The sequence below is a fragment of the Burkholderia arboris genome (assembly GCF_038723655.1).
In the GTDB taxonomy this organism is placed as follows: domain Bacteria; phylum Pseudomonadota; class Gammaproteobacteria; order Burkholderiales; family Burkholderiaceae; genus Burkholderia; species Burkholderia arboris.
The window spans coordinates 1,054,632-1,079,097 of record NZ_CP109822.1 but is presented as its reverse complement, the minus strand read 5'-3'; the positions used below and the strand labels follow the sequence as shown (position 1 = coordinate 1,079,097).

The window sequence follows — 24,466 nt, the reverse complement described above, 5'->3', positions numbered from 1 at the left end:
GCCTTCATCGAGGCCGGCGGATGGCCTCGCACACGGGGGCTGCAGACGTTCAGCGCACGCCGGGGATTCGTGCGAGCCCCCTGGATGCGCCGGGCAGTTCCTTGTCGACCATCGCGATCACTTCCGGCCGCGCATCCCTCGGATGACCGGAATGGAACGGCGGAGCGGGATCGTATTCGATCACGAGTTGCGTGAACTCGGCGGCCTGTTGGCCGCGCAGTTTCGCTGCCACGCGAAGCGCGAAGTCGATGCCCGCCGTCACGCCGCCGCCGCTCATGAAGCGGCCGTTGTCGTCTTCGACGAAGCGATCCGGAACGGGAATGGCGCCATATTCGGACAGCTTGTTGACGAACGCCCAGTGACAGGCGCTGCGCTTGCCCTTGAGCACGCCCGTCGCGGCGAGCACGAGCGATCCGTTGCACACCGACGTCACGTGTTTCGCGCTTTGTGCCAGGCGCCGGATCTGCGCCTGGTACGCCGGTTGCATCGGCACGCTCAGATCGGATCCGCCGGGAACGAGAATCACGTCGGTCTTCTCGATATCGGCCAACCGTTCGGTATTGCCATACACGACGCCGAATTCGAGCGTCACGTTGCCGCCATTGAGGCTCGCGTAACGAACGTGCGTATTCGGCAACCGGTGGAAAATCTCGCTCGGGCCGGCAAAGTCGAGCAGCGTCCCCCCGTCGTAATTGACGATCAGAATATCGAGGGGGTCGTTCGGGGCAAGCATGGCATCGCTGCCTGCCTGCGCAAGCGCGGGCGTCGCGTGCCCGAGCAAGGCCCCGCCGCCCAGCATGGCGCCGAGCGTGGCGACGCTTCCAAGCTTGAGCATGTCGCGGCGCGAACGACCTGCCCGGGTGAGTGGCGTGGCGGATGCGTGGTTATCGCTACTGTCGGTCAAGATGATTTCTCCTTGCACTTCGGCCCCCTCTGCGAGCGCAACCAGGCCGGGCCGGATTGAACCACCGCCACGACGAAAGGCATGGCGGACGTGAAGTCGGGATGTGGACGAGCCGCGACGACGTGCCGGGCTCCGGATGCATGAACTGCCGGCTTAAAGCTGCGACGCTCCGCCGTCGACGACCAGTTCGGTGCCGACGACATAGGAGGATTCGTCACTGGCGAGATAGAGGGCCGCGTTGGCGATGTCCTCGGCCTTGCCCATGCGGCCCACCGGAATCGCTTCGGCGAACTCGGCCTTGCGGTCGCGCACCCATTCGTCGGGCATGCCCCACCGGGAGAGCAGCGGCGTGTCGATCGCACCGGGGGCGATCGCGTTGAAGCGGATCTTCCGGCCGAGAAACTCGTAGGACCAGCTGCGCGCGAGCGATCGCACGGCAGCCTTCGCGGCCGCGGTCAACGAGATGCCATGCTTGCCGGTCTGCGCCACGAACGAGGTATTGAGGATCACGGACGAACCTTCCCGCAAGTCCGGCAGCACCGCCTGCAGCGTGAACACCACGCCCTTGACGTTGATGTCCATGATCTCGCCATAAAGTGCGTCGTCGATGTCGTTGACCGCGGACGGGAATGCCCAGCCCGCATTGGCGAACACGATATCCAGGCCGCCGAATTTCGCGTTGACCTCGGCGGCAATCGCCCGCATGTCCTCGAGCGAACGGACGTCGCCCTTGAGAACGATCGCGTTCTCGCCAAGCTCGGCCTTCACATGCTCGAACACGGCCTCGTCGCGGCCGGTAACCGCTACCCGGGCGCCCTCTGCGATGAACAGCTTCGCCGTTGCGAGGCCGATGCCGCTCGTGCCACCCGTGATCAACGCTGACTTGTTCTTGAGCCTCATCTTCCGTTCCTTTTCATGTCGTGAATGGATCAGCCGAACGTTCACAACGCAATCGCGTTTGTGCGCTGTCCCGGCTTGATCTGCCACTGAAGTATGGAACGTGAGGCAAATGGCTCAAAGGTCGTATAACCCTCGAAAAACGCCACCCGATTCGAATGGACGCCGCATCGACCTGCTTCATCTCCGGTACGCCACTTGCGTTACGATGCGCTTCATCCTCAACTCCGCAGCAGGACATGAGCACTCGTTCCATCAAGGCACGCGCCGCATTCATGGTTTTTATCGCGATTGCAACTGTCCCGCTCGTCGCCGTCGCAACGCCGCCTCGGGAAGGCAACTCACCGAGCTACGACACCTACAAATCGTGGCTGGTCGCCTGCGACAACGGACTGACCTGCGAGGCGAAGGGTTTCGCGAGCGGCGGCGAAGCCCGCGCAGACTTGCGCTTCATTCGCGCGGCCGGGCCAAACGGCTCGCTCGAAGCACGTCTCTATATCGAAACCAACGCGAGTATCGATCCGGATGAGCTGCGTGTTGACGGGGCGCCGCTGCGGCTGGACGCGTCGGCCTGGAACGTGAACACCGACCTTGCCAACAACCTGGCGACTTTGTCGGTCACGCAGCCTGCGGCCGTCGCCGCATTCGTGTCACGACTTCGCAACGGCACGAAGCTTCAGGTCGGCTCGGATGCAAGCGCCTTTGTTCCCCTCGACGGCATGGTCGCCGCCCTCTTGCGCATCGATGACCGGCAGGGACGTATCGGCGGTGTGACCGCATTGATCCGCAAAGGCCCTGCACCCGCCTCCCAAGTCCCGCTCGCACCGTCGCTGCCGCTCGTACCGACACGGAAGATCACTTCGCGGCTATCCGGGCAGGAGGAACAGAACCTGATCGCGCGCACGAAACGTGTCCGGGACGCCAGCAGCTGCGAAGAGAATGCGTCACCGCATCTCGAAGAGGCCGCGTATGCCCTCGACGCACGCAAGGCGCTGGTTTTCCTACCCTGCATTCAAGGCGCGTACCAGGGATCGTCGAACGTGTTCATCGCCCCGCGCACGGGTGGCGGCGCACCGGAGCCCGTCAAGCTGAACGATGCTGCGGAGGGCGCTTCGGACGCGTTGCTGTTCGAACCGAACTTTGATCCGGCTACCGGCACCCTGTCGACTTTCGGCAAAGGGCGCGGGCTGGCCGATTGCGGCTTTCGGACCGAATGGATCTGGGATGGCCACGCGTTTCAGATGTCGTCGGCAGCCCGGCAAGAAACGTGTGGCGGCGTTGCGCCGGGTGACTGGCCCACCCTCTATCGGTCGCGAAAGAAGTAAGGCAATAATCGCCTTCGATGACGGGCGCGGCCGAACCGGCGACCGCCAGACCGGCCCCGTATCGACCTACGGCGGCCCGATTGCGCTGCGGCCGCCGCATGCCGGATCCGGCGATACGCCAGCCGCGCCGGCGTGACCGCTCAGTAGTGGCTGCGCCCCCACAGCGTCTTCGGCTCGTCGAGCAGATGACGCAAGCCGCTGCGCTCGATCATCGTTTCCGCAACTTCGTTCACGCGCTCGAGAATCTCGCCTTCATCCACCGACAGCACGCGACGGTCCTCCATCAGCACCCTGCCGCCGACCATCGTCATGCACACGTCGGCCGCGTTCGCGAAGCACGTCACGCGATACACGGGCATGTTCATCGGCATCATGTGCGGCCGGAACAGGTCGACGAGAATGATGTCCGCGAGCTTGCCGGTTTCGAGCGAACCGATTTCGTGATCGACCGACAGCGCCTTCGCCGCATCGATCGTCACCATCTCCAGCACCTTGCCGTGCGGCAGCACGTCCGGATCGCGGAAATGCCGGCGGTGATAGTGCATGCACTGCCACATGTGGCGGAACATGTCGTAGCCGCGATCGGGCGCCGCGCCGTCCGACGCGATCGCCACCGTCACGCCCGCGTCGATCAGCTCGGGCACCGGGCAGCGCCCGATGATCGACATGATCGCGCTCGGGTTGTGGATGATCGCGGTGCCCGTCTCCACGCATGCCGCGATGTCGTCGTCGGTCAGGTCGATGCTGTGCGACATGAACGACGTCGGCCCGAGCAGCCCCAGCTCGCGATGCGCGAACGCGAGCGTGCCCGCGCGGTGGCCATCCTGCGTGAACGTCAGCCCGCGCCCGCGCGCAAGCGCACCGTAGCGCGCGGCCTGGTCGCGGAAGTCGCGCTCGTACTGCGCAAGTTCCGGGTCGTGCTCGGGACCGTACACGGGCAGCGTCAGCGCGATCCGGATCCGGCCGTCGGCATCGCCGTGGCATTCGTCGACGATGCGCTCGCACACGTCGTACATCGTGTCGAAACCGATGTCCCGCGTCTCGCTGCCGTCCGGCGTGTGGCGCGTGTACGCGCGCGGCGCGGGCGGACGCGACGGGCCGACCGCGACGATCGAGCGCGTACCGGTGCGCACGACTGCGTCGCAATGGCGTCGCGCATAGACCGGATCGTCGACGCGCATGATCGAATTGCCGCCGCCGAGCAGCGACACGCCGGTCGTCACGCCGGCCTTCAGCCGTTCGAGCGCGGCGAGATGCGATTCGGTTTCCCAGAATGCCTCGTCCGACGCGCGCGTGTAGATCGTCTCGGCCGCGGCCGACCACGCATCGCCGTCCGCGCCGCCAATCGTGCGCAGCATCGCGTGGCCCGCGTGCGCATGCGCATCGATCAGGCCCGGCAGCACGGCCTTGCGGCGTGCGTCGATCGTGCGCGTCGCACGGTAGCGCGCCTGCAGTTCTTCGGTGCTGCCGACGGCGACGATGCGATCGCCCTCCACGGCAACCGCGCCGTTCTCGATCACGCGCCGCTGCGGGTCCATCGTGATCACGCAGCCGTTCGCGATCAGCGTGTCGATCGCTACGCGCTTGTCTTCGGTCGTCATGACGTGTAGTCCTGTTGTCGTTCGATTGAGCGGGGCGCCGTCAAACGGCCAGGCCGCCGGGCGGCTGCCCGGCGGCCTGACCGCGAAACGGCGAAGCAACTGTCACGCGGAGCGCACCGGCGCCGCGACACGGGCCTTCAGCTTGCGCTGCACCGTGCTGATCGCGATGAACACCACCGCGTTCACGGCGAGCGCGACGAGCCCGGGGTTGATCGACGTGAACGTGCTCGACGCGCCGGGGAACAGCGACGCGAGCGTCACGCCGTAGTAGTTGGTCATCGCGATCACGATCGCACCGGCGACGATGCCCGCGAACGCGCCCTCGCGCGTGCCGAACGGCCGCTTCAGGAAGCTCGATGCGAGCATCGGCACGAGCTGCGTGAGCAGGCTCGACGAGAAGATCGCGAGCGTCACGAAGGTTGCGCCGCCGCGCAGCACGAAGTAGACGACCACCAGCGTGAAGATCGGCAGCGCGATCCGCGCAACGCGCGTCACTTCGCGGTCGGTCGCATTCGGCGCGAAGCCTTCGCGATAGATGTTGCGCGCGATCGTCGTCGATGCGTTCAGCATGATCAGCGAGCCCGGCACCAGCGCGGTCAGCAGGCCCGTGCCGCCGACGACGCCGACGAACCATGCGGGGAACGTCTGCTTCACGAGGCGCAGCAGCGCAAGATCGGTCTGCGCGCCTTCGAGCCCGTGCACCGTCATCACGGCCGCGAAGCCGACGAGGAACAGGAACGCGATCAGCACCTGGTACAACGGCATCAGGATCACGTTGCGGCGCAGCGCGCGCTCGTCCTTCGCGACGTAGATCGCGGTGAAGCCGTGCGGATACAGGTAGTAGCCGAGCGACGTGAGCAGGATCGTCGAGTTGTACCAGCTCAGGTTGAAGCCGTGCTCGGGCATGCGCAGCAGTTCGGGATGCGCAGCATCGATCTTCGCGAACATCTCGCCGAGGCCGCCGTAGTAATGCATCGGCAGGTACAGGCCGAGGAAGATCGCGATCGCGAGGATCAGCACGTCCTTGAAGATCGCGATGCTCGCCGAGCCGTGAATGCCCGACACGACCATGTACACGGCCATCAGCGTCGCGGCGATCCAGATCGCGGCCGATTGCGGAATCAGCCCGTACGACATCTCCGACACGATCACGCCGAGCCCGCGCAGCTGGATCATCAGCAGCGACACCATCGCGAACACCGCGACGATCGACACCAGCACGCCGATCGCGCGGCTGTCGTACTTCGACGCGAAGTAATCGGCGAACGACACGAGGCCGCGCTCCTTCGCGTAGCGCCAGATCGCCGGCAACATCCAGTAGCCGATCACGAACGCGAGGCAGCCGTACGACAGGATGTAGAACGCCGGCACGCCCTTGCTGTAGGTCCAGCCGCTCGCGCCGAGGAACGAGAACGTCGAGAACGCCTCGCCGGCCATCAGCAGGAACGTGAGCAGCGAGCCGAAGCCGCGCCCGCCGACCGCCCACTGTTCGAGCGTGAGCTTGCGGCCGCGGCGCGCCATCACGCCGATCGCCAGCGCGAATACGGCGAACGCCGCGATGATGATGATCGAAGCGTTCATCGCGCGTCTCCCGTGCGGCCGTTGCGGTCCGCGTCGCGCTCGTCGAGATGGAACAGGATCGCGAGGATCACGGCAGTCGCCGCCATCCAGATCAGGTTCCAGACGAGCAGGAACGGCAGCCCGAACAGCAGCGGACGTGCCTCGGCGAGCGAGCCGCCTGCATACATCCCGACGAACGGCAGCGCCGCCAGCAACAGTTTGAATTTCATGTGAGTCTCCTCCGGAAGACGCGCGAACGCGTCAGGACATCAGAACTTCGTGCGGATACCGGCCACCACCGCCACTTGCGACGTCGTCGACGACGGGCCGTCGGCGCCCTCGATCCACGCGTTGCCCACCGACGACGACGCCTTCTGGTAGAAGCCGTTCACGTACAAGTCAGTGCGCTTGGACAGCAGGTACTGCACGCCGGCCGACACCTGCTGATAGTGTCCGCTGTCGCCGCTGCGCGCGACCTTCGTATACGTGTAGCCGCCGGCCGCCATCAGTGCGGGCGTGATCATGTAGCGCAGGCTGCCTTCGTAGTTGTTGAAGCGCAGCGCGCCGCCCGTCGCCTGCCCGAAATTCGAGCCCGTATACAGCAGGCCGAGCGTCGCCGGCCCGATTGCGTAGCTGGCGCCCGCACCCCAGATCTGCTGGCGCACCGCGCTCGACAGGCCGGCGCCGAACACCGATGCCGACGCGGGAAAATAATTGTCCGACGCGACGGCGCCCGTCGCGCTGCTCGCCGGATGGTTCACGCGCGTGTAGGCAGCGCCCGCGTTGAGCGGCCCGTTCACGTACGTGACGCCCGCGCTCCAGGTGTTGTCGTTCGCGAAGCCGGTCGAGTTCGAGAACCCGTACATCAGGTTCGCCTGCAGGCCGGCGATCGTCGGCGAGATGTACTTGACCGCGTTGTTGGTGCGGAACGTGTTGTTGATGTCGTCGTTGTCGAACGGGTGCGTCGAGTACTGCGCGAGGAAGCTGCTCATCTGCAGCGAACCGAGGATGTCCTGCGTCGAGTTGTACTGGCGGCCGAGCGTCACCGCGCCCCAGTTCGCGCCGCTCAGGCCGACCCATGCCGACCGGCCGAACATCCGGCCGCCCTGCCCGAGCGCGCCGTTCGCGACGTTGAAGCCGTTTTCGAGCCTGAAGTTCGCCTTCAGGCCGCCGCCGAGATCCTCGGACCCGATCAAGCCCCAGCGCGGGCCCGACTCGTTGCCGCCCGTGAACTGCCACAGCGAGTGGCCCTTCGCGTTGTTCGTATAAGTCACGCCCGCATCGACGATCCCGTACAGCGTCACCGTCGACTGCGCGTGCGCGGCGCCGGCGAACAGCATTGCGACCGCGGCGCCCAGTGCGGCGCCCGTCTTCCCACCCATCATTCGCACCATCTCCATCATCTCCTCTCCAAACCTGCTCATCGATGTTGTGTTTTATTGATCCTGCCCATACGCGCCGGTCGGCTTGTCTAAGCTTGGCTGGATGGTATCCAGCCGTAACCGCATCAAGAAATGAAATGTTCAACTGGCCATCAGTTGAAAATCGAATGAGGGCGATGAAGGGGAAAATGCGCGGGGGTCAAGCGACCCCGCAAGAGAAACGAAAGCACGCAGGCCGGCTGGACGCGGTGCGTTTTGATCTGACGTGAATGACTTGCGTAAGCAAGCTGACGAAACGGCGACGCGCGACGCCGCTATACGGTTTTCCCTGATAGCCCGTGCATCGGCCGCCGCAACGCGGCGTCGAACGGGTTGGTGCGCGGCCCGATCGCGTCGGCCTGGCGCCGCAGCAACTCGACGACCATTGGCATCCGGTCGTCGCCGAGGCGCGACGCGAGCGTGCCGACACTCAATGCGCCGACCGGATAACCGGTGCGATCGAGGATCGGCACCGCGACGCCGGCCATCCCGTCGAGCACGCCGCTGTTGCGCCCCGCGTAGCCGAGCTGCCGCACGCGTTCGATCTCGGTGCGCAGGTACACCTCGTCGAGCACGCCGTAACCGCGGATCCGCGGCACGTTGAAGCGGATCACTTCCTCGCGCTCGGCTTCGGGCAGGAACGCGAGGATCGCGAGGCTGCCCTGCCCGACGCCGAGCGCGATGCGCCCGCCGATGTCCCCGGTAAACGAGCGGATCGGGAACGGCCCTTCGCACAGGTCGAGACACACGGCGTCGAAGCCGCTCTTCACCAGCAGGAAGATCGTCTCGCCGAGGCTTGCGCACAGCCGCAGCAGCCCGGGACGGCACAGCGTGCGCATGCTGCTCGGGTTGCCGGCCTGCGCGGCAAGCGCGAAGAAATCGACACTCAGCCGGTACAGCTTCGACTGCTCGTCCTGCTCGACCATCCCTTCGGCGATCAGCGATTGCAGGATCCGGTGTGCGGTGCCCTGCGTGAGGCCGACGGCCTTCGCGAGATGCGTGACGCGCACGCCGTCCTGCTGCATGCCGGCCAGTGCGCGCAGGATCGCGAACGCGCGCTGCAGCATGCCGGTGCCCGGTGCGCCAGCCGCATCGGTCGCATCGGTCGCATCGGCGGCGTCCTCGCCCGCGCGCGGCGCGCGTGCGGCCCGCGACGTTCCGGTCGAATGGGGTTCCTGCATGCCGGCTCTCCTCGATGATTTCGTTGAACGGAATACGGTCACCGCCATTGTCGTCCGGCCGAAATCTCGCGGGCATCCGGGTGTGCACGGGATTGACGCGGCCGTTTCGCGGCCTGAACGCCCTTCATCCAACGGAACGATTTGCACGCGATTCCTCCGTCCGTTCCGCTCACCGGAATTTTTCCAAAATTCCTCCCGTTGAGCAGAATTCGAAATTGACGCTCCGAAATATGGCTGGCTAGAGTCCGCCACATCGGTACACCGGCCACGCGGTGTGCGAACCCGGAGCTTCCCATGTCGTTTCTCACGCTTACGGATCTGACGAAAACCTTCGGCGAGCTCACCGCCGTCGCCGACGTCAACCTGTCGGTCGAACAAGGCGAATTCGTGTCGCTGCTCGGGCCGTCCGGCTGCGGCAAGACCACCACGCTGCAGATGATCGCGGGCTTCGTCGACGTCACGCGCGGCCGCATCGCGCTCGACGGGCAGGACATCACGCACCTGAAGCCGAACCGGCGCGGGCTCGGCATCGTGTTCCAGAGCTATGCCCTGTTTCCGCACATGAGCGTCGCCGAGAACGTCGGCTTCGGCCTCGACATGCGCGGCGTCGACAAGGCCGAGCGCGCCGAGCGCATCCGCGCGGCCCTCGCGCTCGTGCGTCTCGACGCGCTCGCGCACCGCTTCCCGCGCGAGCTGTCGGGCGGCCAGCGGCAGCGCGTCGCGATCGCGCGCGCGGTCGTGATCGAGCCGCCGGTGCTGCTGCTCGACGAACCGATGTCGAACCTCGACGCGAAGCTGCGCGAGGACATGCAGTTCGAGCTGCGCGCGATCCAGCGCAAGATCGGCACGACGACGATCATGGTCACGCACGATCAGTCGGAAGCGTTGTCGATCAGCGACCGCGTGGTCGTGATGGAAGCCGGCCGCATCACGCAGACCGATACGCCGTACCGTGCGTACGAGCGCCCGGAAAACCGCTTCGTGTCGCAGTTCATCGGCAAGGCGAACCTGCTGCCCGGCACGGTCGTCGCGCACGACGGCGACGCGATCCGCATCGACCTCGGGCACGACCTCGCCGAGACGGGCCGTACCGCGCACCTGCCGCCGCGCGAGCGCGACGTGTGCGTCGGCGATGCGGTGTCGGTCTGCATCCGTCCGGAAAAGCTGCGGCTGTGCGCGCCCGATGCGGGCCGCTTCGCCGCGACCGTCACGAGCCGCTTCTTCCTCGGCAGCCAGTGGCTGTACCGCGTCGACAGCGCGCTCGGCGAAGTGCTCGTGTGCTGCCAGAACGAAGGGGCGGAGCCGCTCGCGGAAGGGGCGCCGGTCGGGATCGACTGGCACAGCGACGCGGTGCGCGTGATGCGCCGGGAGGCCTGAATGGGACAGCCTACCCGCCCGCTCCCGGCCGACGGCGCGCCGGCCGCGCTCGCGCAGCCGGCTGCGGTGTCCGCCGATGCCGTGCCGGCACGCGCCGCCGCCGCGCACCCGATGCGCGCGACGTGGCGCGCCCATGCGCCGCTGTGGCTGATGTGCGCGCCCGCGTTCGCGCTGTTCGCCGCGCTCGTGCTCGTGCCGCTCGCGATGACGTTCATGCTGACGTTCTACCGCTTCGACCCGGCCACCGGCCCGATCGCCGCGTTCCAGTTCGGCAACTACGCGGAAGTGCTCGGCTCGTCGTACTTCCACACGATCTTCGCGCGCACGTTCGGTATCGCCGCGCTGACGACCGCGATCTGCGTCGCGATCGGCACGCCGGAAGCGTACGTGCTGTCGAAAATGCGCGACCCGTGGCGCTCGCTGTTCCTGCTCGCGATCCTCGCGCCGCTGCTGGTGTCGGTCGTCGTGCGCGCATTCGGCTGGAGCATGCTGCTGAACACGAGCGGGCTCGTGAACCAGGCGCTCGGGCTCGCCGGCCTCGGGCCGTACAAGCTCGAATACACGACCTTCGCGATCGTGATCGCGCTGGTGCACGTGATGCTGCCGTTCATGGTGATCCCCGTGTGGACCGCGCTGCAGCGGCTCGATCCGCAGACCGAGCATGCCGCGCTGTCGCTCGGCGCATCGCCGTTCACGACGCTGCGCCGCATCGTGCTGCCGCAGCTGATGCCGGGCGTGCTGTCGGGCAGCCTGATGGTGTTCGGGCTGTCGGCGAGCGCGTTCGCGATTCCGGGCCTGCTCGGCGGACGCCGGCTGAAGGTCGCGGCCACGGCCGTCTACGACGAATTCCTCGGTTCGCTGAACTGGCCGCTCGGCGCGACGATCGCGGTGCTGCTGCTGGTCGCGAACCTCGTCGTGATGCTCACCTATTACCGCGTGCTCGAACGCCGCTACGCACGCAGCCTCGGAGGCGCATCGCGATGAGAAAGAACGGCCCCTTTGCCCTCGCCTTCCACACGCTCGTGATCCTGTTCGTGCTCGCGCCGCTCGTGATCGTCGTGCTCGTCGCGTTCACGCCCGACGAAACGCTGACGCTGCCGACCCACGGGCTGTCGCTGCGCTGGTTCCGCGCGATCCTCGACTACCCCGACTTCGTCACCGCGTTCTTCAACAGCGTGAAGCTCGCGTTCGCGTCGGCGACGCTGTCGCTCGCGATCGCGCTGCCGGCGGGCCTCGCCATCGGCCGCGCGACGTTTCCCGGTCGCGCGTTCCTGAACGGGCTGCTGCTGTCGCCGCTCGTGATTCCCGGCCTCGTGCTCGGCATCGCGCTGCTGCGCTTCTTCGCGCTGATCGGCGCCACCGGCTCGTTCGCGTGGCTCGTGCTCGCGCACATGATCGTCATCACGCCGTTCGTGATGCGGCTCGTGCTCGCGTCCGTCGCGGGCCTCGATCGCAGCATCGAGCAGGCTGCGTGCTCGCTCGGCGCGGACCCGTGGACCACCTTCCGCCGCATCACGCTGCCGATGATCGTACCCGGCATCACGGGCGGCTGGCTGCTCGCGTTCATCAACAGCTTCGACGAACTGACGATGTCGATCTTCGTCACGTCGCCGCAGACGGTCACGCTGCCGGTGCGCATGTACATGTACGCGACCGAATCGATCGACCCGATGATGGCGTCGGTGTCGGCGCTCGTCATCTTCATCACCGCCGGCGCGATGCTGCTGCTCGATCGCGTGTACGGCCTGAACCGCATCCTGATCGGCCAACACTGATGACGACTTCCGCTTCCCGCTCCACCGGCATCGCGAACGACGGCGCGCAGTTCGTGCGCGTCGCCGAACGCGAACGCGCCGTCGTCGCGTTCACGCTCGACGGCCACCCGGCGCAGGCGCTCGCCGGCGACACCGTGCTCACCGCGATTCTCGTCGCGCAGCGCCGCGTGCGCGTGAGCGAATTCAGCGGCCAGCCGCGCGCGGGCTTCTGCCTGATCGGCGCGTGCCAGGACTGCTGGGTGCGCACCGAGGCCGGTGCACGCCTGCGCGCATGCACGACAGCGATCGCCGAAGGCATGCGGATTCTCACGGCCGCCCGGCCGACGACGACCGGAGACGCGTCATGAGCACCGGACTGCAACCGGCGATCGTCGGCGCGGGCCCGGCCGGCGTACGCGCGGCCGAAGCGCTGGTCGACGCGGGGCTGCGCCCCGTCGTGATCGACGAGAACGCGCGCTGGGGCGGACAGATCTACCGGCAACCGCCGGCCGACGGCGCGTTCGCGCGCGGCAAGCGCACGCTGTACGGCTTCGAGGCCGCGAAGGCCGACGCCGTGCACCGGACGATGGCCGCGCTGCTGCCGCATGTCGACTACCGGCCGAACACGCTCGCGTGGTCATGCGGCGCAGGCCGCGTCGATACGCTGCAGGACGGCCGCGAAGTGACGGTGCCGTACTCGCACCTGATCATCGCGAGCGGCGCGACCGACCGCATGCTGCCCGTGCCGGGCTGGACGCTCGCGGGCGTCTATACGCTCGGCGGCGCGCAGGTCGCGCTGAAGGCGCAGGGCTGCGCCATCGGCCGGCGCATCGTGTTCGCGGGCACGGGCCCGCTGCTTTACCTCGTCGCCTACCAGTATGCGAAGGCCGGCGCGCAGGTCGCGGCCGTGCTCGACACGAGCCCGCTGCGCCGCCAGGCCGCCGCCGCGCCCGCGCTGCTGCGCATGCCGTCGACCTTCGCGAAGGGGCTCTACTACATCGGCTGGCTGCGCACCCATGGCGTCGCAATCGAAACGGGCGTCACGCTCGAGCACGTGCTCGGCGACCAGCACGTCACCGGGATCGCATGGCGCGCTGCCGGTGACGACGCACAGCCGCGCCTGCTCGACTGCGACGCGCTCGGCCTCGGCTTCGGCCTGCGCTCCGAAACGCAGCTCGCCGATCTCGCCGGCTGCCGGTTCGGGTTCGACCCGCTCAATCGCACGTGGCTGCCCGAGCGCGACGCGGCCGGCCGCACGTCGGTGCGCGGCCTTTACGTCGCAGGCGACGGCGCGGGCATCGCGGGCGCCGACGCGGCCGAAGCATCGGGCCGGCGGGCAGCGCTCGCGTTGCTCGACGACGCCGGCATCGCGTCGCCCGCGCCATCCGGCAAACCCGATGCGGCGGCGCTCGAACGCACGCTCGCGCGCGTCGGCGCCTTCCGCGCGGGCCTCGAAGCGGCGTTCGCGCCGCCGGTCGAGCAGGCCGCGCGCTGCCCCGACGACACGATCGTGTGCCGCTGCGAGGAGATCGACGCGGGCACGCTGCGCCGCTGCGTCCGCGGCGGTGCCGCGACCGAGCTGAACCGGCTGAAAGCGCTGACGCGCGTCGGAATGGGCCGCTGCCAGGGCCGCATGTGCGGCGACGCCGCCGCGCTCGTGCTGGCCGCCGCAACCGGCCGTCCGCTCGCCGATGCCGGCCGGTTGCGTGCGCAACCGCCCGTGAAGCCGTTCCCGATCTCGGCCGCGCTCGCGGGCGACGATGTCGCGACGATTCCCGACGAGGCGCGCGATGAGTGAGATCCGGCATTACGACGTCGCGATCGTCGGCGGCGGCCTCGTCGGCGCGTCGGCGGCACTCGCGCTGACGCGACGCGGCTTGCGCGTCGGGCTGTTCGAGCGGCGCGACTGCGGCGCGCAGGCGAGCGGCGTGAACTACGGCGGCGTGCGCTGCCAGGGCCGGCCGGCCGAGCAATTGCCGCTCGCGCTGCGTGCGCGGCGCATCTGGGACCGCCTGCCCGAACTGATCGGCATCGACGGCGAATTCGTCGTGTCGGGCCACCTTCGGCTCGCGCGCAGCGACGCCGATCTCGACGCGCTCGACGCCTACGCCGCGCTCGCCGGCGAACACGGCTTGCCGCTACAGGTGATGCGCGGCGATGCGTTCCGGCGCCGCTATCCGTGGCTCGGCCGCGCGGCGCTCGGCGGCTCGCTGTGCGAGACCGACGGTCACGCCAACCCGCGCCTCGTGTCGCCCGCGTTCGCGCGCGCGGCCCGCGCGGCGGGCGCGGACGTGTTCGAGCACACGCCCGTCGACGACGTTCACCACGACGGCACGCACTTCCACGTTCAGTCAGGCGGCCGCGCCTGCACCGCGACGTGGCTGATCAACTCGGCCGGCGCGTGGGCGAACACGATCGCCGGGCGCTTCGGCGAAGCCGTGCCGATGGAGCCGATCTATCCGAACATGTGGGTGACCGAACCGCTGCCGCCGTTCATCGCGCACAACCTCGGCGTCTACGGCGGCGGCGTGTATGCGCGGCAGGTTGCGCGCGGCAACTGCGTGATCGGCGGCGGGCGCGGCCGCGGCGACGGCGAATTCGGCCAGCCGTCGGTCGATACGACGCGCGCGGTGATGCGCGACGCGTGCGCGCTGCTGCCCGCGCTGCGCGATGCGCTGCTGATCCGCACGTGGAGCGGCGTCGAAGGCTGCACGCCCGACCACAACCCGATCATCGGCACGAGCCGCACGACGCCGCGCCTGCTGCATGCGTTCGGCTTTTCCGGCGGCGGATTCCTGCTCGCGCCGGGTGTCGGCGACGTGCTCGCCGATCTCGTCACGACCGGCGAAACCGCCACGCCACTCGATGCATTCTCGATCGGCCGCTTCGTCCGCGAAGCTGTGCCGGCCGCCCCTTTCCGTCAAGAGGAGACCCAACGATGAAACTGCTCGGAACGATCGCGGCGGCCGCCGCGCTCTGCATCGCAGGCGCCGGCGCGCCCGCGTTCGCGCAAACGAAGACGATCTACGTCGGCATGAACGGCGGCCCGATGGAGAAGGCGTACACGAGCCAGGTGCTGCCCGACTTCGAGAAAGCGAACAACGTGAAGGTGGTCGTCGTGCCCGGCACGTCGTCGGACGTGCTCGCGAAGCTGCTCGCGAACCGCAACAAGCCGCAGATCCACGTCGCGTTCCTCGACGACGGCGTGATGGCGCGCGCGGTCAGCCTCGGCGTGTGCCAGAAGCTCGACGATACGCCGGTGCTGAAGGAGCTGTACCCGTTCGCGCGGATGAAGGACGACATCGGCGCGGGCGTGCAGCTCGGGATGACCGGCATCGCATACAACAAGAAGCTGTTCGCCGAGAAAGGCTGGACGCCGCCGACGTCGTGGATGGATTTCGCCGATCCGAAATACAAGGGCAAGGTCGTGTTCCAGTCGGCGTCGAGCAGCACGTTCGGGCTGCACGGCTTCCTCGCGATCAACCGGCTGCTCGGCGGCAACGAGCAGAACGTCGAGCCCGGCTTCAGCAAGTGGGCGAGCACGGTCGGGCCGAACGTCGTCGAGTACATCCCGAACTCGGCGAAGATCTCGGAGATGGTGCAGACCGGCGAGGCCGGCCTGTTCCCGCTCACGCCCACGGGTGTCGGCGACCTGCAGGACAAGGGCATCCCCGTCGCGTATGCGAACCCGAAGGAAGGCCCCGTGCTGCTGCTCGTCGACCTGTGCGTGGTCGCGAACAATCCCGATCCGCAGCTCGCGCAAAAGCTCGCGCAGTTCCTGCTGTCGGCGCCCGCTCAGACGAAGGCCGCCGAGGCCGGCAAGCAGATCCCGACCAACCGGCTCGCGAAGATGCCCGCGGCGATGCAGCAGAGCCTCGGCAATGTCGACGATCTCGTGCGCAAGGTGACGGTGGTCGACTGGACCGCGATCAACGCGCGCCGCGCGCAGTGGGATACGCGCTGGAACCGGCAGATCGAGCGCTGATCCCGCACGGGCACCGGCACCGGCACGGGCACGGGCACGGGTGCGGGTGCGGGTGCGGGTGCGGGTGCGGGTGCGGGTGCGGGTGCGGGTGCGGGTGCTGCGGGTACGTTACCGCAACCGCTCGGCGAGCGCGCGCGCAACCATGCTCAGCGCGTCGCCGCGTTCGAGCGCGGCGCGCGGCCGGGCGGCGTCGCCGTGCGCATCGAGCGCACGCGGCGCGAAGTCCGGCGACGACGAGAACTTGACGATCGTCAGCGCGGACTTCGGATCGACGAGGATCGACTGGCCGAAGCGCCCCGCCGCCGCGAACGAGCCGTCGCCGTCGTTCACCTGATACCAGTAGTCACGATACGCATAACCGTCCTTGCCGGGCACGACGTTGCCCTTCGCGAACAGCGCCGCGTTGTGCGCTGGCTGCAGCGCGGCGCGAATCGTCGCGGCGGGCAGCGTGCCCGGCGCACCGCCGAGCCCGGTGCGCACGCGTTCCGCGAAGCGCGCGGCATCGCGCAGCGTCGTATACAGCCCGCCGCTCGCCATCGCCATCGCGTTGCGGTCCACGGCGACGTATGCATCGTCTTCCGCGAAATCGCGCCACAGCCACCGCTCGACCAGCGCGCTCCACGACTGCCCCGTCGCGCGCTGCATCGCCCACGCGACGGCTTCCGGCGAGCCGTTCTGGTAGAACCACATGCTGCCCGGCGCCACCTCCGGCACGCGCTGCACGGTCCGCAGGAACTCGACGATGCTGGCCGGCGCGCCTTCGCGGTGCGGCACCAGCCCGACCGCGCCGAACAGGCCGAGATCGGGCGGGATACCCGGCGTATAGGCAGTCGGCACTTCCATGTCGAGGTTCTGCTGCAGCGTTGCACTGCCGAACGGCGTGTCGGCCAGTTCCGTCACCGTGCGCGACAACGGCGCGCCTGCGTCGAGCACGCCGGATTCGATCATCTGCGCGGCGAGCAGCCCCGTCACCGATTTCGTCATCGACGCCCATGCGTGCGTCTGGTCGGGCCGGAATCCGTCGAAATAGCGCTCGTAGACGATCCGGCCACGCTGCAGCACGATGAAGCCGTCGGTATGCGTCGCGCGCAAATACGCGTCGAGCGTCAGCGTTTCGCCGCCGATCGTCAGGGGCAGCGCGTCGAGACCGGGCGCCGGCTGCTCGGGCAGCGGCATCGGCGCAGCCGCGTGCCGGATGCCGGCCGTCGGCGCGAGCAGCCGCGTGTTGCTCAACGCCCAGCGCAGGCTGGCCGGCGTGAACGCGTTTTGCTTGTTGACGAGCTGGTCGGCCGGTGGCGGGAAGCCCTGCATCATGCCCGCAGGCGCCGCGCCATGGGTCGGCGCGGCCGGTGCAGCGGTCGCGGCGAGCGCGAGCCCGCCCGCCAGCATGAAAGTGCCGGCAAGCCGGCGGCTGCGTCGGGTCGCTGTAATGCGTCGATGAATTCGCATCGAGTCATGCCTCGTAGTGGAAAAGAATCGGGCGATGCGCCCGGACATTACGGCTGCTGGCCGTCGATACGCAACAGGTTCGACACCGACGTTACGCCGTCGACGCCCCGCGCGACCATCGCCGCAAGCGCCACCTGCGACGTATCCATGACCGAGCCCGACAGCGTCACGCTGCCGTCGCGTACGCGCACGAGGATGCGCGTCACGTTCAGGTTTTTCGTACGGGCCAACGCCGTGCTGACGCGACGCTTCAGCTTGCGGTCGGCCGCCTTGCGTTGCGACGGCGACAGGCCGGCCGGTGCCGGCGCTTGCGCTTGTGCGGATTCCTGCGCCACCGGAGCCGCCGGAGCCGCCGAAGAGGGAGCCGCCGCACTCGCGGCATCGGGTTGCGCGCAGGCGGTGATGCTCCAGCACGCTGCCATCAGCAGCGCTGTAGCCAGTCGGAATGAAGTACGCATGATCGGATCACGCTCCTTGAAAGCCGTTGATAGGAAAACCTCAGAACTGCGTCATCAGCCCGATCGACACACCGGTCGTCGCACTCGCGCCGCGCCGCAGGTTCAATGCCGTGATCGTCGCCGGGTCACGCATGTAGGCGCCGGTCATCCCGTTGCGGTCGACTTCGACATACAGCTCGGTGCGCTTCGACAGGAAGTACTCGGCGATCGCATAGGTCGTCAGCTTGTGGCCGTCCGCGCCCGACACGTTGCCGAGGTTGCGCGCGCGGTCGTAGAACGCGGCCGCGCTCAGCTGCAGCGAAGGCAGCGGCTGCACGACGACGCCGAACGACGGGATGTCGTCGCGCCGCGACGGCGCACCGGCCTTGTTCGCCCGCACGTTCAGCGACGCATAGCTCAGGTAGAAGCGCGCGCGGCCGAGTTGCAGCGTGCCGCCCGCCTGGATCGTCTGCGCGGATTGCGAGCCGTCAGGGCTGTACGTCTTCGCATACGACACGCCGCCCATCAGGTCCGAATACGTGTACATCGCGGCCGTCGAATAGCTGGTGCCCGCATGCGCGCTGCCCGCGACGCCGCCGGGCGAATAGTTCGCGCCGAACCGCAGCCCGCCCACCTGCCCGAGATACTTGACCATGTTGTTGAAGCGCGAATCGAGCGTGAAGAAGTTGCCGTCGAACAGCACGCCCGGCTCGACCGCGAGCGACTGCCCGCGCCCGCCGAGCGGATCGAGCGCGATGCCGAGATCCTCCGCGACGTTGAACTGGCGGCCGAGCGTCACGCGGCCGAAATCGCCGGTGAGGCCGACATACGCGGCCTGCGAGAACAGCGTGCCGGACGTCTTCATCGCGCCGGTGCCGCTGTTGAATGCGCCGTCGAGCACGAACAGCGCCTTCAGCCCGTTGCCGAGATCCTCCCGGCCGCGAATGCCGAACTCGTTGCCCGCGATGATGTTGTTGTTGAAGCCGACCTGGCTGCCGCCCGGCAGCCCGTTGACCCAGCGCACGCCGCCGCCGATCCGGCCGAACAGCGTCACGCTCGACTGCGCATGCGCGCTCCCGCACAGCGCGCCGACCAGCGCCGCCGCGATCATTTTCTTCATGTCTCCTCCTGCCGCGTCGTCGCGCGGCGTATCGTGGTGCTGCTACCGTCGAAAGGCGCCGCCCGGCAAGCAGGCCGCACGCCGAAAGCGATGTGACGCGATGCGCGGTGCTAGCGGCCGCACGCGCCGACCGGCGGCGCGGCGTGTTCCGCGTCACCGGCGAGGCGCCGCAGCGAGCGTTGCGGATCGAGGCACCAGGCGCCGAGCGCGCCGCAGGCGATCAGCACGACGCCGCATACGATGCTGGCCTGTTCGAAGCCGTGCGCGACCGACGCGCCGGCCCCCTCGATCAGCATCCCGGTAATGACCGGCGCGCCGAGGCCTGCGAGCGATGCGAAGCCGTTGCTGAGTGCGAGCACGCCGCCGCGTTGCGCGTCCGGCGTCACTTCGGCGAGCATCGCGGGGCCGATCGAGTACATCGTCAGCGTCAGCCCGCTGCCGAGCGTCAGCAGCACGAGCTTCGCCGCGCGCGGCATCTCCGGTACCGGCAGCAGGGCCAGCATCGCGCCGGCGATCGCGAGCGTAACCGCGATGAACGTGCCGCGCCCGTGCCGCGACGGCATCCCGCGTGCGAGCAGCGTTTGCGACAGCCACGCGAGCGCGAGGCTGAGCGGCGACGTGACCGCGACGAACAGCGCGAACATCCGGCCGGCCTCGTGCGGCCCGAAGCCGAGCCCGAGCTGCAGGTAGGTCGGCATCCACGTGAGCGTCATCGCGAGAATCCAGTTCGCCGCGAAGTGGCCGAGGAAGTTGCCGAGCACCGTGCGGTCGGTCAGCAGCCGCCCGTACGGCACGCGGTCGCCGCCGGCCGTGCGTGGCGCCCGCGACAGCGTGCCCTCCTCGCCGACCACGGCCCACGCGATGCACCACACCACCCCGAGCAGCGCCAGCACCGCGAAATTCGCGCGCCAGCCCCAGTGCGACGTGATGACCGGGATCGAGAGCCCCGCGATCAGCAGGCCGAGCGCGCTGCCCTGGTGCAGCAGCGCGACGGGGAGGTTGCGCCGCGTATCGGGAAACCACTTGTAGATCGCGTGCGTCGCGACGGGCGACGCGGGCCCTTCGCCGATGCCGAGCAGCACGCGGCACGCGATGACGACCCAGATCGAGCTTGCGACGAGCATCGGCAGTTGCAGCAGCGCCCACGCGGCCGCCATCGCGAACAGCAGCCATTTCGCGGGCCAGCGGTTCGCGGCGATGCCGCCCGCGACCGCCGCGACCGCGAACAGCCAGTTGAGGCTGCCGCCGATCACGCCGAACTGCGTCGGGCTCAGATGCAGGTCGCGCATCATCGGCACCGACACGAGGCCGAGCACGACCTTGTCGAGAAAATTCACCAGCATCATCAACGCGAGCATCGTCGCGATGGACCACGCCCGTCCGGGGCGGTATTGCGCGCCATTCGTCATGGCTGTCTCCTGTTTCGTTGTCGTGGGCGGCCGGGTGCGTCGCGCTACCCGCCACCGTGCTCGCCGGGTGCCGGCACATGGTCATCGCCGTCCGGCAAGCCGAGCGAGAACTTCACCGGGAAGCGCACCGCGAGCGTGTGGTCTGCCGCCACCTCGCGCGCGACGCCGCGTGCCCGCACGTGCGGGTCGTCGAATACCTCGCCGGCCACCGGCACGCGCGACACCGGCAAACCGAGCGCGCCGAGCACGCGCATCCAGCCGTCCAGCGTGCGGGTCTCGAACGTCGCGCGCAGCAACGCGCCGAGTTCGTGTCGATGCGCCTGCCGGCCCGCGCGCTGCGCATAGCGCGGGTCGCGCAGCGCCGGATACGCGTCGCCGAGCGCATCGGCGAACGCGGCCCAGAACTTGTCCTCGAACGTCGCGAGCACGATGTGCCGCCCGTCTGCGGTTTCGAACAGGTCGTTGTCGGGCATCACCCAGCGTGCGGTGTCGGGCGTATCGCGGCCCGTGCGCAGTGCCCACGCGGCCGGGGCGGTCCACGCGAACATCGCGTCGTGGATCGACACGTCGAGGTGCTGGCCGGCCCCGTTCGCGCGTGCGCTCATCACGGCAACCGCGAGCGCGAGCGCCGCATGCATGGCGGCCGCATGATCGGCGAGCCGCACGCGCGGCCGTGCAACGGCGTCATGCAGTTGCGCGGGCACCGACCAGTAGCCGGCATCGGCCAGAAAGTTCAGGTCGTGGCCGGGGCGATTCGCATACGGGCCGTCCTGCCCGTAGCCGGTGATCGAACACAGCACGACGCGCGGGTTCGCACGGGCCAGCGCCGCGTAATCGAGCCCGAGCCGCGCCATCACGCCCGGCCGGTTACCTTCGACCACCGCATCGGCATCGCGCACGAGATCGAGAAAGCGCGCGCGGCCGTCGGGCGTCTTCAGATCGAGCACGATCGAGCGCTTGCCGCGGTTGAACTGCGCGAACGTGTCGGCGCCGAACTGCCGCAACGTGTCGCCGCCCGGCGGCTCGACCTTGATCACGTCGGCGCCGAGCTGGCGCAGCAGCGCGCACGCATGCGGCCCCGGCAGCAACTGCCCGGCGTCGATGATCCGCACGCCGCGCAGGCACGACCAGGCGGGCGCGTGGTCGTCGCCGGCCGGCCACGCGTCGGGCAGGTCGCATGCGCCTTCGATGTCATCGCGAGCCGTCATGCTTCGCGCCCCGCGCCGGACGGTTCGAGAATCGCCTTCGCGATCGCGTTGCGCTGGATTTCGCTCGTGCCGGTCAGGATCCGGAACATCCGCAGCTTGCGGAACGTCTGCTCGACCGGGTGGCCGCGCGTCACGCCGACGTTGCCGTGAATCTGCACCGCCTTGTCCGCCACCTCGAAGCAGCGCTCCGACACGTACAGCTTGCACGCCGATGCCGTCATTCGCAGGTCCGCGCCCGCTTCGGCCAGCGCGGCCGTGTGCGCGATCATGCTTTCGCACGCCCACAGCGCGGCGGCCATGTCGGCGAGCATGTGCTGGATCGCCTGGAAGCGCGCGATCGGCCCGCCGAACTGCCGGCGCGTGCGCGCATGATCGAGCGACGCACGATACGCGGACATCGCGAGACCGAGCATCGTCGGGCAATGCAGCAGCCGGTTCACGTTGATGCGCGACATGCCGAGCCGGAAGCCGTTGCCGACGCCGCCGAACACGTTCTCGCGCGGCACGCGCACGTCGACGAAACGGATGTCCGCGTCGATGTGCTGGCCCGACATCGGCACGTACTCGTGCTCGACGCTCACGCCGGGCAGGTCGAGATCGACGAGCACGGCGGTGATCTGCGGCGGCGTCGTGGTCGCATCGGTCACGCACATCACGATCGCGAAATCGGCGAACGGCGCGCCGCTGATGTAGTGCTTCGAGCCGTTGATGACGAGCGAATCGCCGTCCTCGACCGCCGTCGTGCGGATGCTCATCGCGTCCGAGCCCGAGTGCGGCTCGGTCAGCGCGAAGCACGTCGACTTCTCGCCGCGCATCACCGGTTTGAAATAGCGTTCGAGTTGCGCGGGCGTCGCGTACTTCAGCATGTTGCCGATGCGCGGCGGCCCGCCGAGTTCGCCGAGCACGTGCGGCGCGAGGGCCGCGCCGCATGCGGCCAGGTCGGCCTTCAGCGCGCACACCTCGGCGATCGACAGCCCCTGTCCGCCGATCTCGACGGGCAGGCTCGCGGTGTAGAAGCCGAGCGCGGCCGAGCGTTGCCACACGCGGCGCAATACGTCGCGCGGCCACACGTCTTCCGAGTCGAGCCGCAGCTCGCGCTCGATCGGGCGCAGTTCGTCGTCGACGAAGCGCAGCACGGCCGCGCGCAGCGCGACGAATTCGGGGCGTTGCAGATGATCGAACATGGTGGTGTCTCCTTCAGTTGACGCGGCGCGCGACGCCGTGCCAGTACTGCTCGCGTACGAGCTTGCGGGCGATCTTGCCGCTGGCGTTCTTCGGCAGCTCCGCGACGAAATCGACGGCGCGCGGCAGCTTGTAGTCGGCGAGCAGCGCGCGGCAATGCGCGACAAGATCGGCGGCCTGCGCGTCGCGGCCGGGTTTCAGCACGACGACGGCCTTCACGGCCTCGCCCCACTTTTCGTCGGGCACGCCCACCACGCACGCCTCGAGCACGTCCGCGTGCCGGTACAGCGTCGCCTCGACTTCCGTCGGGTACACGTTGAAGCCGCCCGAAATGATCATGTCGTTCTTGCGGTCGACGAGGTAGATGAAGCCTTCGTCGTCGGTGCGCGCGAGATCGCCCGTATGCAGCCAGCCGTCGACCAGTACCTCGCGCGTCAGCTCCGGCGCGTTCCAGTACCCCTGGAACACGTCCGCGCCGCGAATCACGATCTCGCCGATCGCGTCGCCGTCGACTTCGCGCCCGTTCGCGTCGACGACACGCACCTCCGTCTCGCCGAGCGGCCGGCCGCACGACGCGAGCCGCGCATGATCGGACAGCAGCGCGTATGCATGATCGGCGATGCTGAGGCGCGTGACGCCCGACGTCGACTCGCTGGCGCCATAGCCCTGCGACAGCACCGGGCCGATGCGCGACCACGCCTCCTCGATGCGCGCCGGCGCCATCGGCGCCGCGCCGTAGCCCAGCACCTTCAGGCTGCGCAGGTCGGCGTGCACGAGGTCCGGCTCGTTCAGCACCATGTTGATCATCGCCGGCACCATGAACGCGTGCGTGATGCGCAACCGCGCCACGTCGGCGAGAAAGCGCGCGGGCTCGAATGCGTCGAACAGCACGAGCGTCGCGCCACAGAACAGGTACGGCTGCATCAGCATGCCCGACGCGTGCGTGATCGGGCCGATCAGCGCGAGCCGGTCGCCGGGCTGCGCGGGGCGGTCCATGCCCAGCACGATCTTGCGCAGCGACGCGAGCCGGTTGCCGTAGCTCTGCATCGCGGCCTTGATGCGCCCCGTCGAGCCGGACGAGAAATGCAGCACCGCGAGATCGTCGATGGCCGGCGCGTAGTCGGGCGTCGCGCTGCTGCCCTGCGCGAGCAGCGTTTCGTAATCGAGGTAGCCTTCGGTCACGCCGTCGATCGACACGAACCGCTCCACCGACGCGAAGCCCGGCGAGTCCGGTGTGTAATGCGTATAGCCGCGGCCGCCGATGAACGCGACGGGCGTGCAGTTGCCGACGACGTCGGCCGCCTCGGCCGCCGTGAAGCGCGGATTCAGCGCGGCCTTCACGAGGCCGGCCTTGTACAGCGCGCACTCGATCTCGACGAGTTCGATGGTGTTGCGGGCCTGCACGGCAATCCGCTCGCCGGGCGCGAAACCCAGCCCGCGCAGCGCATTCGCGAGGCGGGTCGAACGCTCGTCGAGCTGGCGGTACGTGACGGCGCGGTCGCGATGCAGCACGGCGGGCTGGTCGCCCCAGTAACGGGCCGCGCGCCGCAGGAAGTAGGCGAAGCTCAAGCGAATTCTCCTGGTCGAACAATGCCGCCAGTCTGTAAGATGCACAGGCATCACCACAATGCATCATTGGCTATAAAGTCATAACTC

At 68.5% G+C, this 24,466-nt stretch carries 22 protein-coding genes; 8 read left to right on the top strand and 14 right to left on the bottom strand.

The features are described from left to right. Positions 1-49: 49 nt before the first annotated feature. Both OHZ10_RS22185 and OHZ10_RS22180 read right to left on the bottom strand, forming a co-directional pair. A complete protein-coding gene (locus tag OHZ10_RS22185) occupies positions 50-904 on the bottom strand; it encodes a DJ-1/PfpI family protein (protein ID WP_342705981.1) in 855 nt (284 codons plus the stop codon). A 153-nt stretch (positions 905-1,057) separates the two neighbouring features. Further along, positions 1,058-1,804, bottom strand: a complete 747-nt coding sequence (locus tag OHZ10_RS22180; RefSeq protein ID WP_174992814.1) for an SDR family oxidoreductase — start codon at positions 1,802-1,804, stop codon at positions 1,058-1,060. A 236-nt stretch (positions 1,805-2,040) separates the two neighbouring features. On the opposite strand from OHZ10_RS22180, the gene OHZ10_RS22175 reads away from it, so the two are divergent. Further along, positions 2,041-3,126 carry a DUF1176 domain-containing protein gene (locus tag OHZ10_RS22175; protein WP_342705801.1) on the top strand — a complete coding sequence of 362 codons (1,086 nt, stop codon included), beginning with the start codon at positions 2,041-2,043 and terminating at the stop codon, positions 3,124-3,126. 140 nt (positions 3,127-3,266) lie between these two features. On the opposite strand, the gene OHZ10_RS22170 is transcribed toward OHZ10_RS22175, so the two are convergent. The 5 genes from OHZ10_RS22170 to OHZ10_RS22150 all read right to left on the bottom strand — a co-directional run bounded on the left by OHZ10_RS22170 (position 3,267) and on the right by OHZ10_RS22150 (position 8,889). Continuing rightward, positions 3,267-4,727 carry an amidohydrolase family protein gene (locus tag OHZ10_RS22170; protein ID WP_342705800.1) on the bottom strand — a complete coding sequence of 487 codons (1,461 nt, stop codon included), beginning with the start codon at positions 4,725-4,727 and terminating at the stop codon, positions 3,267-3,269. A gap of 102 nt (positions 4,728-4,829) precedes the next feature. Further along, a complete protein-coding gene (locus tag OHZ10_RS22165; RefSeq protein ID WP_174992817.1) occupies positions 4,830-6,308 on the bottom strand; it encodes a sodium:solute symporter family protein in 1,479 nt (492 codons plus the stop codon). Continuing rightward, positions 6,305-6,517: a DUF3311 domain-containing protein gene (locus tag OHZ10_RS22160; protein WP_059237520.1), complete on the bottom strand. Its 213-nt coding sequence runs from the start codon at positions 6,515-6,517 to the stop codon at positions 6,305-6,307. Before OHZ10_RS22160 ends, OHZ10_RS22165 begins: the two co-directional genes overlap by 4 nt. 39 nt (positions 6,518-6,556) lie before the next feature. Then, positions 6,557-7,681, bottom strand: coding sequence for a porin (locus OHZ10_RS22155; protein ID WP_155627294.1), 1,125 nt, complete (start codon positions 7,679-7,681; stop codon positions 6,557-6,559). 302 nt (positions 7,682-7,983) lie between these two features. After that, on the bottom strand, positions 7,984-8,889 hold the full coding sequence (locus OHZ10_RS22150; RefSeq protein ID WP_342705799.1) for an IclR family transcriptional regulator: 906 nt from the start codon (positions 8,887-8,889) through the stop codon (positions 7,984-7,986). 294 nt (positions 8,890-9,183) lie between these two features. On the opposite strand from OHZ10_RS22150, the gene OHZ10_RS22145 reads away from it, so the two are divergent. Genes OHZ10_RS22145 through OHZ10_RS22115 form a run of 7 tightly spaced genes read left to right on the top strand, consistent with a single transcriptional unit; the run spans position 9,184 to position 16,005 of the window. Next, the gene (locus OHZ10_RS22145; RefSeq protein WP_174992819.1) at positions 9,184-10,266 is read left to right on the top strand and encodes an ABC transporter ATP-binding protein; all 1,083 of its coding nucleotides are present in this window, start codon (positions 9,184-9,186) and stop codon (positions 10,264-10,266) included. Further along, a complete protein-coding gene (locus tag OHZ10_RS22140; RefSeq protein ID WP_342705798.1) occupies positions 10,267-11,250 on the top strand; it encodes an ABC transporter permease in 984 nt (327 codons plus the stop codon). Next, positions 11,247-12,041, top strand: coding sequence for an ABC transporter permease (locus OHZ10_RS22135; RefSeq protein WP_174992821.1), 795 nt, complete (start codon positions 11,247-11,249; stop codon positions 12,039-12,041). Before OHZ10_RS22140 ends, OHZ10_RS22135 begins: the two co-directional genes overlap by 4 nt. Beyond that, complete coding sequence (locus OHZ10_RS22130) at positions 12,041-12,388, top strand: (2Fe-2S)-binding protein (RefSeq protein WP_174992822.1); 348 nt, start codon at positions 12,041-12,043, stop codon at positions 12,386-12,388. The genes OHZ10_RS22135 and OHZ10_RS22130 overlap by 1 nt, the downstream gene beginning before the upstream one ends. After that, entirely contained in the window at positions 12,385-13,818 is a 1,434-nt protein-coding gene (locus OHZ10_RS22125) for an NAD(P)/FAD-dependent oxidoreductase (RefSeq protein WP_342705797.1), read from the top strand. The genes OHZ10_RS22130 and OHZ10_RS22125 overlap by 4 nt, the downstream gene beginning before the upstream one ends. Further along, a complete protein-coding gene (locus OHZ10_RS22120; RefSeq protein ID WP_059237527.1) occupies positions 13,811-14,962 on the top strand; it encodes an NAD(P)/FAD-dependent oxidoreductase in 1,152 nt (383 codons plus the stop codon). The genes OHZ10_RS22125 and OHZ10_RS22120 overlap by 8 nt, the downstream gene beginning before the upstream one ends. After that, the gene (locus tag OHZ10_RS22115; protein ID WP_059237528.1) at positions 14,959-16,005 is read left to right on the top strand and encodes an ABC transporter substrate-binding protein; all 1,047 of its coding nucleotides are present in this window, start codon (positions 14,959-14,961) and stop codon (positions 16,003-16,005) included. The genes OHZ10_RS22120 and OHZ10_RS22115 overlap by 4 nt, the downstream gene beginning before the upstream one ends. 108 nt (positions 16,006-16,113) lie before the next feature. On the opposite strand, the gene OHZ10_RS22110 is transcribed toward OHZ10_RS22115, so the two are convergent. The 7 genes from OHZ10_RS22110 to OHZ10_RS22080 form a co-directional block, all read right to left on the bottom strand. Next, complete coding sequence (locus tag OHZ10_RS22110; protein WP_059237529.1) at positions 16,114-17,454, bottom strand: serine hydrolase domain-containing protein; 1,341 nt, start codon at positions 17,452-17,454, stop codon at positions 16,114-16,116. Positions 17,455-17,501: 47 nt separating this feature from the next. Then, positions 17,502-17,912: a BON domain-containing protein gene (locus OHZ10_RS22105; RefSeq protein ID WP_256086705.1), complete on the bottom strand. Its 411-nt coding sequence runs from the start codon at positions 17,910-17,912 to the stop codon at positions 17,502-17,504. Positions 17,913-17,952: 40 nt separating this feature from the next. Continuing rightward, positions 17,953-19,011 carry a porin gene (locus OHZ10_RS22100; RefSeq protein ID WP_342705796.1) on the bottom strand — a complete coding sequence of 353 codons (1,059 nt, stop codon included), beginning with the start codon at positions 19,009-19,011 and terminating at the stop codon, positions 17,953-17,955. Positions 19,012-19,121: 110 nt separating this feature from the next. Beyond that, the gene (locus OHZ10_RS22095) at positions 19,122-20,420 is read right to left on the bottom strand and encodes an MFS transporter (protein WP_059237531.1); all 1,299 of its coding nucleotides are present in this window, start codon (positions 20,418-20,420) and stop codon (positions 19,122-19,124) included. A gap of 44 nt (positions 20,421-20,464) precedes the next feature. Continuing rightward, positions 20,465-21,628 carry a CoA transferase gene (locus OHZ10_RS22090; protein WP_342705795.1) on the bottom strand — a complete coding sequence of 388 codons (1,164 nt, stop codon included), beginning with the start codon at positions 21,626-21,628 and terminating at the stop codon, positions 20,465-20,467. Continuing rightward, positions 21,625-22,812 carry an acyl-CoA dehydrogenase family protein gene (locus tag OHZ10_RS22085; protein WP_059237532.1) on the bottom strand — a complete coding sequence of 396 codons (1,188 nt, stop codon included), beginning with the start codon at positions 22,810-22,812 and terminating at the stop codon, positions 21,625-21,627. The genes OHZ10_RS22090 and OHZ10_RS22085 overlap by 4 nt, the downstream gene beginning before the upstream one ends. Positions 22,813-22,825: 13 nt before the next feature. Then, on the bottom strand, positions 22,826-24,379 hold the full coding sequence (locus tag OHZ10_RS22080) for an AMP-binding protein (protein ID WP_059237533.1): 1,554 nt from the start codon (positions 24,377-24,379) through the stop codon (positions 22,826-22,828). Between the last annotated feature and the right edge of the window lie 87 nt (positions 24,380-24,466).

Coding starts and splice junctions, on each gene's coding strand:
- OHZ10_RS22180 (WP_174992814.1), bottom strand. CDS start 1,804: ATGAGGCTCAAGAACAAGTCAGCGTTGATCACGGGTGGCACGAGCGGC.
- OHZ10_RS22175 (WP_342705801.1), top strand. CDS start 2,041: ATGAGCACTCGTTCCATCAAGGCACGCGCCGCATTCATGGTTTTTATC.
- OHZ10_RS22170 (WP_342705800.1), bottom strand. CDS start 4,727: ATGACGACCGAAGACAAGCGCGTAGCGATCGACACGCTGATCGCGAAC.
- OHZ10_RS22165 (WP_174992817.1), bottom strand. CDS start 6,308: ATGAACGCTTCGATCATCATCATCGCGGCGTTCGCCGTATTCGCGCTG.
- OHZ10_RS22160 (WP_059237520.1), bottom strand. CDS start 6,517: ATGAAATTCAAACTGTTGCTGGCGGCGCTGCCGTTCGTCGGGATGTAT.
- OHZ10_RS22155 (WP_155627294.1), bottom strand. CDS start 7,681: ATGGTGCGAATGATGGGTGGGAAGACGGGCGCCGCACTGGGCGCCGCG.
- OHZ10_RS22150 (WP_342705799.1), bottom strand. CDS start 8,889: ATGCAGGAACCCCATTCGACCGGAACGTCGCGGGCCGCACGCGCGCCG.
- OHZ10_RS22145 (WP_174992819.1), top strand. CDS start 9,184: ATGTCGTTTCTCACGCTTACGGATCTGACGAAAACCTTCGGCGAGCTC.
- OHZ10_RS22140 (WP_342705798.1), top strand. CDS start 10,267: ATGGGACAGCCTACCCGCCCGCTCCCGGCCGACGGCGCGCCGGCCGCG.
- OHZ10_RS22135 (WP_174992821.1), top strand. CDS start 11,247: ATGAGAAAGAACGGCCCCTTTGCCCTCGCCTTCCACACGCTCGTGATC.
- OHZ10_RS22130 (WP_174992822.1), top strand. CDS start 12,041: ATGACGACTTCCGCTTCCCGCTCCACCGGCATCGCGAACGACGGCGCG.
- OHZ10_RS22125 (WP_342705797.1), top strand. CDS start 12,385: ATGAGCACCGGACTGCAACCGGCGATCGTCGGCGCGGGCCCGGCCGGC.
- OHZ10_RS22120 (WP_059237527.1), top strand. CDS start 13,811: ATGAGTGAGATCCGGCATTACGACGTCGCGATCGTCGGCGGCGGCCTC.
- OHZ10_RS22115 (WP_059237528.1), top strand. CDS start 14,959: ATGAAACTGCTCGGAACGATCGCGGCGGCCGCCGCGCTCTGCATCGCA.
- OHZ10_RS22110 (WP_059237529.1), bottom strand. CDS start 17,454: ATGCGAATTCATCGACGCATTACAGCGACCCGACGCAGCCGCCGGCTT.
- OHZ10_RS22105 (WP_256086705.1), bottom strand. CDS start 17,912: ATGCGTACTTCATTCCGACTGGCTACAGCGCTGCTGATGGCAGCGTGC.
- OHZ10_RS22100 (WP_342705796.1), bottom strand. CDS start 19,011: ATGAAGAAAATGATCGCGGCGGCGCTGGTCGGCGCGCTGTGCGGGAGC.
- OHZ10_RS22095 (WP_059237531.1), bottom strand. CDS start 20,420: ATGACGAATGGCGCGCAATACCGCCCCGGACGGGCGTGGTCCATCGCG.
- OHZ10_RS22090 (WP_342705795.1), bottom strand. CDS start 21,628: ATGACGGCTCGCGATGACATCGAAGGCGCATGCGACCTGCCCGACGCG.
- OHZ10_RS22085 (WP_059237532.1), bottom strand. CDS start 22,812: ATGTTCGATCATCTGCAACGCCCCGAATTCGTCGCGCTGCGCGCGGCC.